Source organism: Stenotrophomonas maltophilia group sp. Smal17 (assembly GCF_030237045.1).
Classification (GTDB): domain Bacteria; phylum Pseudomonadota; class Gammaproteobacteria; order Xanthomonadales; family Xanthomonadaceae; genus Stenotrophomonas; species Stenotrophomonas forensis.
This window is the reverse complement of the sequence record NZ_JASJSU010000004.1, coordinates 24,808-33,886: the sequence shown is the minus strand read 5'-3', so window position 1 is coordinate 33,886 and position 9,079 is coordinate 24,808. Positions and strand designations below refer to the sequence as shown.

Sequence of the window (9,079 nt, the reverse complement as noted above, 5' to 3'; positions counted from 1 at the left end):
TCTGAAGATCCTGAGGTTGCCGGCCAGCGGCCGGCACTGCCATCGAACGATCAGAACCCGTAGCGCAGGAAACCGCCATCCACCGCGATGCACTCGCCGGTGACATAGCTGGCTGCCGGCAGACACAGGAAGCCCACGGCCGCGGCCACTTCCTCCGGCTCGCCTATGCGGCGCATCGGCGTGCGGTTGATCACTTCCTCGTAGTAATCCGGGTCCGACAGCGGACCGGACGTGCGCCGCGTACGGATGTACCACGGCGCCACCGCATTGACCCGGATGCCATCCTCGGCCCACTCGACGGCCAGGTTGCGGGTCATCTGGTGCATCGCCGCCTTGCTCATGCCGTACACCACGCCACTGCGCACATGGGTCAGGCCGGACACGCTGCCGACATTGACGATCGACGACGACGCGTGCCGGGCCAGCAGCGGATGCGCGTAGCGCGACAGCTCGAACGCAGAGAACAGGTTGGTCTCGAAGATCTGGCGCCATTCGTCCTCGGAGTATTCCGTGGCCGCCTTGGTGACGTTGCCACCGGCATTGTTGACCAGGATATGCAGGCCATCGCTGTGATCTTCCACCCAGTCCAGGATCTGGCGGCGGTCCTCGTCATCGGAGACATCGGCAGCCAGCGCGTGCACCTGGTGCTGCGGATACACGTCCAGCAGTTCGTCGCGTGCCGTCTCCAGCATGTCGATATCGCGGCCGACGATCATCAGGTCGGCACCGAGGCCGGCCAGTTCATGCGCGATCGCCAGGCCGATACCGGCGCTGGCGCCGGTGATCAGGGCGGTCTGGCCATCCAGGCGCCACCGTTGCTGGGTCATGTGTCCTCCGGGGCCGCGCCCGCTGTGTTTCGATGCCGCAAGGATACGCGCTCACGGCGGCTGCCTGCCGGGGGTGCGACACTGCCCGTACGCCCACCGCGGAGAGCCGCCATGCGCATGTTGATCCTGTCCTCGCCCCTGCTGGCCACCGTGCTGCTGGCGGGCTGCCAGCGCCCACCGGCGCCGAACCCGGAAAAGCCACCGGTACCCCGGGCGATGTCGCGCGCGATCAACCAGCCGCTGGACCGCGCCAAGGGCGTGCAGAAAACCGTGGACGATGCCGCTGCGCGTGAACGCACGGCCGAAGCCGAGGCGACGCAGTAACCCCGCAAACGAAAACGCCCGGCCGAAGCCGGGCGTTTCCAGTAGATCCACGCCATGCGTGGCCGTGCCAGTAGATCCACGCCATGCGTGGATAGGCGCTCCGATCAGAACCCGCAGAAGCAGTACGCCAGCGCCTTCACCGGCGCACCGTTGCCCTTCTCGCGGGCTGCGTTCTCGACGAAGCGCAACTGCGTGTCCACTTCCGGCATCGTGCGGGCCAGCATCATCCGCGCCATGCCCGAGTCGGACAGCATCCACGCACCGGCGCGGCTGCCGGCGAAACCGCTGACGAACTGCGCGAACGGCGTCGCCGCCTTCTCGATGTAGCGCACGCGGTAGGCATCGGCCTTGCCCAGCTTGGCGCGGCTGGCGGCGTCGGCCACGGCATCCTTCAGGCCACCGAAGGCATCGACCAGGCCACGTTCCTTGGCCTGCGCACCGCTCCACACGCGGCCACGGGCCACTTCGTCGACGGCCTCGACCGGCTTCTTGCGCGCATCGGCGACGCGGCCGGTGAAGTCGGCATAGCCCTTGTTGATCACCGTCTGGATGACCTGGCCGACGGCCGGGTCCATCGGACGGGTGACGTCGAAGGCACCGGCAAAGCGGGTGGTGCCGACGCCGTCGGTGTGCACGCCGATCTTGTCCAGCGCGCGGCTGAAGTTCGGCACCATGCCGAAGATGCCGATCGAACCGGTGATGGTCGACGGATCAGCGTAGATGCGGTCGGCATTCATGCTGATCCAGTAACCACCGGACGCAGCCAGATCGCCCATCGACACCACTACCGGCTTGCCGGCCGCCTGCAGGGCCACCACTTCGCGGCGGATCTGCTCGGAGGCGAACACTTCACCGCCCGGCGAATCGACGCGCAGCACCACGGCCTTGACGTTCTCATCGTCGCGCGCGGCGCGCAGCAGCGCGGAGGTCGACTCGCCGCCGATACGGCCGGCCGGCAGGTCGCCACCGCTGATCTCGCCTTCGGCCACTACCACCGCCACCTGCGGACGCGAGTCCACCGGGTTGCGGCGAGCGTCGAGCAGCGCCAGGTAGCGCCCGAAGTCGACGTTGCGGAAACCGCCGTCGGCATCGTCATCGGCCACGCCACGCTCGATCATCAGATCCTCGAATTCCTCGCGGGTCTTCAGCGCGGTTACCAGCTTCTGCTGCAGGGCGAACTTGGCCAGGTCGCCACCGGCGGCGGCGATGCCCTCCGGCAAGGTGTCGATGCCGGCGGCCAGCTGGGCCGGATCCAGGCGGCGGGCCTTGGCGATGTCGGCCAGGTAGCGCTGCCACACGTCGTTCATCCAGAACAGGTCGGCCTCCTTGGAGGCCGGCGAGGCGGCGTCGAGCACGTACGGCTCGGCGGCGGACTTGTACTCGCCCACCTTGAACAGATGCACGTCCACGCCCAGCTTGTCCTGCAGGCCGGTGCGGAAGTACTGGCGGTAGCGGCCCAGGCCCTCAAGCACCACCGACCCCATCGGGTCCAGGTAGACCTCGTCGGCCTGTGCGGCCAGCAGGTACTGCGACTGGCCCATGCTCTCGCTGTAGGCCACCAGCTGCTTGCCGGACGCGCGCAGGTCCTGCAGCGCCGACGCCACTTCGCGCAGCGAGGCGAAGCCCGACGGCTGCAGCTTGTCCAGCTCCAGCACCACGCGCTCGATCTTCTTGTCTTCCTTGGCCGACTCGATCACCCGCAGCAGGTCGCGCAGCTGGATCTCCTCGGCACCGTTGTCGCCCACCGCCTTGGCCAGCGCGCGGCTGACCGGATCGGCGCTGAACTGCTCGACCAGGCGTCCTTCCGGCGCGATCACCAGGGTGGTGCGGTCCTGCAGCGATTTGCTGGCACCGGCGCCCATGCCGGCAGCGATGACGAACATCACCAGCAGCAGGAACAGCAGGCCGAAGAACACCAGGTTGAGGATCAACCGGCGGGTGAAATTCATGACGTCCCACAGCCCGATGAAGAAGCTGGCGACGGGATTGCGACGCGCCGGGGGCAGCGGGGGCACGGGTTGATTCATGGAACGCTCCGGATGGCTTCTTGCCGTGGTACCAGCATAGCCGGTGCCGTGTGATGCGGCATCGGACACAAGTCAGGGGATCGCCCGCCATGGGTCAGCATGGCGGGCAGGAAGGATCAGGACAGGGTGGACTGGCCGATGCGCAGGCTGCTGCGGCGCAGGCGCCAGCCCATCAGGATGGCGGCCGCGGTCAGGCCCACGATCAGGCCGATCCACATGCCCTGCGGGCCCATGCCCAGGCCCAGGCCGAGCCCGGCGCCAAGCGGCATGCCCAGGCCCCAGTACGCGAACATGGCGATGAACATCGGTACGCGGGTGTCCTTCAGGCCGCGCAACGCGCCGGCCGACAGCACCTGGATGCCATCCGGGAACTGGAAGGTGGCCGCGTACAGCAGCAGGGTCGAGGCCAGGCCGGCCACCGCCAGATCGTTGGTGTACACGCCGACGATGGCATCGTGGCCGAACAGCAGCACCGCCGCCGACAGCGTCTGCGTGCCCATGATGATCGCGTAACCGGCCCACGCCGCACGCCGCACACCGAAGCCGTCACCACGGCCGACGGCATGGCCGACGCGCACGGTAGTGGCCTCGGCCACGCCCATCGGAATCATGAAGCACAGCTGCGCGACGTTGATCGCGATCTGGTGCGCGGCCGCCTCGTTGGCGCCCAGGCGGCCTATCAGCAGCGCGGTGACGATGAACAGGCCACCTTCCATCAGCACGGTGATACCGATCGGCAGGCCGGTGCGCAGCAGTTCCCAGATCGCCTTCCAGCGCGGCCCTTCGAAGTGCGAGAACAGCTGCAGGTGGGCGAAGCGCTTGGTGAACCACAGGTAGGTAGCGAAGGCGATCGCCTGCAGCCACATCATCACCGCCGAAGCGATGCCCAGGCCTTCGGCACCCATTTCCGGGAAACCGAGCTTGCCGTTGGCCAGCACATAGCCCATCGGCGCCAGCACCAGCAGGCCGCCGAAGCCAAGCAGCATGGTCGGCAGTGTCCAGTGCATGCCCTCGCTCAGGTAGCGCATGCAGAAGTACAGGGTCAGCGCCGGGCCGCCCCAGCGCACCGCATGCAGGAACGCGGTCGCGCCCGGCACGATGTCCGGTGCGATGCCGAAGGCCGGCAGCAGCGGCGGCACCACGGTGAGGAAGGTGAACATGATCAGGCCCAGGCCCAGTGCCAGCCACAGTGCCTGGCGGAACAGCGGGCCGATCTCGCGCTCGCGGCCAGCGCCGTGCAGCTGCGATACCGAGGCGGTGAGCGAGATCAGCGTGCCGATCGGGATCAGCATCGGCAGCCACAGCAGGGCGGTGCCGATGGTCACCGCGGCCAGGGTCGCGGTGGCGTGGTGGCCGGCAATCACGTTGTCGACGAAGGAGATCAGGCCGGTGGAGACATGGCCCAGCACAAGCGGCAGGGCGAGCAGACCGGTGGCGCCGACTTCCTTGCTGAAGCGCGGCGTGGAGGTTGCAGTAGACATAAGGTGCTTGACGCGAACTACGGTTGCGCGCGAAGGGCACAGGCACCGGGTTTGCGGCCGGTCATCTTACGCGCGCAGCGCGCGCATTCCCATGACACGGTGTGAATGCTGGGTTCCAGCCACAAAAAGGGGACGGAGGGGATTAAGTCGTTTCAGACCCAATTGTTCCGAATACGACTTAATCCCCTCCGTCCCTTTTTTACTGTCCGGCCTGGCGCTTGAGCCAGGTGTCACGCTCGGCGGCGGGCACCGCCAGGAAGGCGCTGCGCACCGTGTCGCGTTCCTGCGGCGGCGTGCGCTGTGCGACCAGGGCCAGCTGTGCCAGCTGGGCCGGGCTGAGCTGGCGCAGCACGGCCAGCGCGGCCTCGCGCTGTTGCGGCGGCACGTAGCCGAACAGGCCATGCAGCTTGGGGAATACCAGGCCCAGCTGCGGGCCCAGTCGCCAGCCTTCGCGGAAGGCCTGGTCCTGCGCCTGGAACTGCTGGCGCAGGCGCTGCTGCTGGTCGGCCGGCAACGCGTTGAATCGCGTCGCGGCCTGGCGGATGCGCTCACGCTCGCCTTCCGGAAGCGCCCGCCACGCGGCGTAGTCGGCACGTCGCTGGCGCTGCTGCGCTGCATCCAGCTGCGCGAAGGCCGACGGCGCAGCGGCCGGGGCCGGTGCTGTCGCCTCAACGCCAGGCGACGGCGCAGGCAGGGGCACATTCAAGGTCTGCGGTGCGGCGGACAGCGACAGCGGCAGGGCCAGCAGCAGGCTGGCGAACAGGGTCTTATTCATCGGCAGCGGTGGTTTCCAGCGTGGCACTGGCCGGCTCGGGCCGGCTCGGCCTGGATTGCGATTCGTCCACCGGCAACGGACCGCCCGCGGCGGTCCACGCATACAGATCGGCATCGGCCAGCAGCGGGTAGTCGCGGTCGGCCAGCATCGTGGCGTCGTCTGCGGCCTGGGAAGGCGTCGTATCCGGCGCGGCATTGACCGTGCTCGGCGGCAACGCCTCCACCGTGACCGGGCCGGCCTCGCCGACCACGCCTTCCGGCAACGGTGCCGCGGCACCGAACGAACGGCCCTGCAGGTAGCGCCAGCCCAGCGCCGCCGCCAGCAGCACCGCTACGGTCAGCAGCAGGATCAGCGGGCCGCGCCAGCGCGGCTTGGCAGTCGGGCGGCGGCGCTTGCCATTGGCGGCCGCACGCTCATCGCGCTGCGGTGCGCGCCAGCTGGAGGTCGGGGCATCGCTGGCGGCGGCCGGTGCGGCCGGCTGCTGCAGCTGCTGCAGGCGCTTGGCCGGCAGGTCGCGGATGCGCAGCTGCACCTGTTCGGCCAGTTGGCGCCAGGCCGACGCGTCGGGCTGGCCATGCGCATCGCGCGGGCAGGCATTGGCCAGCAGGTGCTGGTAGCCCGCTTCGTCCTGATCGAGCACGCGCATGGCGATGCCTTCGTCCAGGCTGCCGCCCACCCGCAGCAACAAGGCCAGGCGCGGCAGCGGGTCCATCCCGCCCAGTGCGGCCAACGGCGGCGCCCACTGGCCGCCCACCGGCTCGCGCAATGCCTGGCGCTGGCCCAGCAGGGTCCAGAAGCGGGTCGGCCACTGTGCCATCGGCAGGTCGCTGGCCACCGCGGCAAACGCGCGCATCACCGCCACCAGGGTCTGCTCGGCGCGGGCGGCATCGCCGCACTGCAGTTCAGCCACCACCAGGGCACGGCGTTCAACACCACGCAGGAACGCCGACAGCGCACCGGCCGCGGTCGAGGAAACAGGGGCGGGCACAGCCGTCATCGGTCACTCCAAAGGTCTGCCGGCATGATAGCGGCAGGCCATCGACGCCCGTAGGACTTGCGCCCGCTGGCACTTCGTGCTGCAGGTTGTGCACAGCACCACGCCCCCTTCGGGCAAAACTGGGGCATCCAGCTGAATCCACTCTGTTTCAGCAATGTTTCACACATAACTTATTGATTTAAATTGCCTTTCTCATGTGGCGATTTTTTGACCAACCCAGGCATGAGGCCGTCGCCATCGGCCTCCTGCGCGCCCGCCGACCGGTAACGCACAACGTTATCCACAGAACATGTGGATAAGACTGAATCTCCAATGGACACCGATATTTAGGTGACATTTATGATTCAACCGCCGTCGCTCCAGTGCCCCCGGCCGCGCCATCCGTGCGCGCATGGCCCGTTACACTGGCCCGATGCTTTCACCGATTCCGACCCTGCAGGTCGCCCTGCCCGTCCCGCTGCCGCGCCTGTTCGACTACCTGTCGCCGGAGGGCGACGCCCCTGCCGTGGTGGTCGGCTGCCGCGTGAAGGTGCCCTTCGGCAACCGCGAGCTGGTCGGCGTGGTGGTCGGCCACGGCCAGGCCGACGACGGCCAGGGACTACGCCAGGCGCTGGCCTGGTGTGACCCGCAAGCGCTGCTGCAGGGCGAGCTGTGGCAGAGCCTGCAGTGGCTGGCGCGTTACACCCACGCACCGCTGGGCGAGGTCCTCAGCACCGCCCTGCCCGGCCCCCTGCGCCATGGCGAGGCCCTGCCCGAGACCCATCACTGGGGTTGGCAGCTGACCCACGAAGGCCGCGCCCAGCGTGAAAAACTGCGCGCCGGCAGCCGCCCCCGCCAGTTGGCCGAGCTGCTGGCCGAGGCCGTGGTGGATGAAGACGTACTGGGCGAGCGCATGGACGACTGGCGCACCGCCGCACGCAGCCTGGCCAAGCGCGAGCTGGCCGAGCGCGTTGCGCTGAGCGTGGCCCCGCAGCACGCGCAGCCGCTGCCCGGCCCCACGCTCAATCCGGACCAGGCCGAGGCCGTGGCCGCGATCAACGCGGCCGACGGCTTCCAGCCGTTCCTGCTGGATGGCGTAACCGGCAGTGGCAAGACCGAGGTCTACCTGCAGGCGATCATCCATTGCCTGGCACAGGGCCGGCAGGCGCTGGTGCTGGTGCCGGAAATCGGCCTGACCCCGCAGACCCTGGCGCGGTTCCGCGGCCGCCTCGGCATTGCCGTGCACGCACTGCATTCGGGTTTGAACGACAACGAGCGCGCGCGCGTCTGGGCCGCCGCTTCGCGCGGCGAGGCACGGGTGATCGTCGGCACGCGTTCGGCGGTGTTCACACCGCTGCCGCAGGCCGGCCTGCTGATCGTCGACGAGGAACACGACGGCAGCTACAAGCAGCAGGACGGCATCCGCTACCACGCGCGCGATTTCGCCCTGGTGCGGGCCAAAGCACTGGGCATTCCGATCTTGCTGGGCAGCGCCACGCCCTCGCTGGAAACGCTGCACAACGCCTATGCCGGGCGCTACACCCACCTGCGCCTGAAGCAGCGCGCCGGCGATGCACGGCCACCGCGCGTACGCATTCTGGATGTGCGCAAGCGACCGCTGCATGACGGCCTATCGGCCGATGTGCTGGCCGGCATCGGCGAGCACCTGCAGCGTGGCCAGCAGGTGCTGGTGTTCAAGAACCGCCGCGGCTATGCGCCGGTGCTGCTGTGCCACGACTGTGGCTGGACCGCGCCGTGCAACCGCTGCGATGCACCGATGACCGTGCATGGCGGTGGCCGGCGCCTGCAGTGCCATCACTGCGGTGCACGGCAGCCGGCACCGTTGGCATGCCCGGCCTGCGGCAGCCTGGCGCTGCAACCGCAGGGTATCGGCACCGAACGCCTGGAAGAACATCTCACTGCGGCCTTCGCCGATTTCCCGGTGGTGCGCATCGACCGTGGCACCACCTCGCGCCGCGATGCGTTGGAACAGCAGCTGGCGAAGCTGGGCGACCGGCCCGGCATCCTGGTCGGCACGCAGATCCTGGCCAAGGGCCACGACCTGCCCAAGCTGACCCTGGTGGTGGTGGTGGGCATCGATGAGGGCCTGTTCTCGGCCGACTTCCGTGCCAGCGAGAAACTGGCGCAGCAGTTGATCCAGGTGGCCGGCCGCGCCGGCCGCGCACGCGACCCGGGCGAGGTCTGGCTGCAGACCCATCATCCCGGGCATCCGTTGCTGGAGACCCTGGTGAACGGTGGCTACCACCCGTTCGCGCAGGCCGAATTGAACCAGCGCCAGGCCGCCGGGTTCCCGCCCTTCGCGCACCTGGCGTTGATGCGCGCGGAAGCGCAGCAGGTCGAGCACGCCAACGCCTTCCTGCTGGCGGCGCGGCAGCTGCTTGGCGAGCAGAACGTGGTGGAGGCCTACGGGCCGATGCCGGCACCGATGCCGCGCCGTGCCGGTTACCAGCGCACGCAGCTGCTGCTGTCGGCACTGCAGCGGCCGCCACTGCACAGCGTGCTGGCGCAGCTGGTGCCGCAGCTGTATGCGCTACCGGAAGCGCGCAAGGTGCGCTGGTCGCTGGATGTGGATCCGACCGATCTGTATTGAGGTCTGGCAACCGGTACTGCGTAGCGTCGAGCTTGCTCGGCTGCCGTGCGCCAGAAGC

General features: G+C 68.8%; 7 protein-coding genes. 2 read left to right on the top strand and 5 right to left on the bottom strand.

The window, feature by feature from the left end; genetic code table 11:
* Positions 1 to 50 precede the first annotated feature (50 nt).
* The gene (locus QRO93_RS02440) at positions 51 to 827 is read right to left on the bottom strand and encodes an SDR family oxidoreductase (protein ID WP_008267396.1); all 777 of its coding nucleotides are present in this window, start codon (positions 825 to 827) and stop codon (positions 51 to 53) included.
* 111 nt (positions 828 to 938) lie between these two features.
* Between QRO93_RS02440 and QRO93_RS02435 the strand changes: the two genes are divergently transcribed.
* Positions 939 to 1,151 carry a hypothetical protein gene (locus tag QRO93_RS02435; protein WP_053450912.1) on the top strand — a complete coding sequence of 71 codons (213 nt, stop codon included), beginning with the start codon at positions 939 to 941 and terminating at the stop codon, positions 1,149 to 1,151.
* A 104-nt stretch (positions 1,152 to 1,255) separates the two neighbouring features.
* Here QRO93_RS02435 and sppA read toward each other — a convergent pair whose 3' ends face one another.
* The 4 genes from sppA to QRO93_RS02415 form a co-directional block, all read right to left on the bottom strand.
* Positions 1,256 to 3,178 carry a signal peptide peptidase SppA gene (sppA, locus tag QRO93_RS02430; protein ID WP_040006996.1) on the bottom strand — a complete coding sequence of 641 codons (1,923 nt, stop codon included), beginning with the start codon at positions 3,176 to 3,178 and terminating at the stop codon, positions 1,256 to 1,258.
* Between the two features lie 116 nt (positions 3,179 to 3,294).
* On the bottom strand, positions 3,295 to 4,659 hold the full coding sequence (locus QRO93_RS02425; RefSeq protein ID WP_049456854.1) for an MATE family efflux transporter: 1,365 nt from the start codon (positions 4,657 to 4,659) through the stop codon (positions 3,295 to 3,297).
* Positions 4,660 to 4,858: 199 nt separating this feature from the next.
* Entirely contained in the window at positions 4,859 to 5,434 is a 576-nt protein-coding gene (locus tag QRO93_RS02420) for a DUF3106 domain-containing protein (protein WP_180879571.1), read from the bottom strand.
* Positions 5,427 to 6,431, bottom strand: coding sequence for a hypothetical protein (locus QRO93_RS02415; protein WP_180879569.1), 1,005 nt, complete (start codon positions 6,429 to 6,431; stop codon positions 5,427 to 5,429). The genes QRO93_RS02420 and QRO93_RS02415 overlap by 8 nt, the downstream gene beginning before the upstream one ends.
* A 412-nt stretch (positions 6,432 to 6,843) precedes the next feature.
* On the opposite strand from QRO93_RS02415, the gene QRO93_RS02410 reads away from it, so the two are divergent.
* The gene (locus QRO93_RS02410) at positions 6,844 to 9,021 is read left to right on the top strand and encodes a primosomal protein N' (RefSeq protein WP_180879573.1); all 2,178 of its coding nucleotides are present in this window, start codon (positions 6,844 to 6,846) and stop codon (positions 9,019 to 9,021) included.
* Positions 9,022 to 9,079 lie beyond the last annotated feature (58 nt).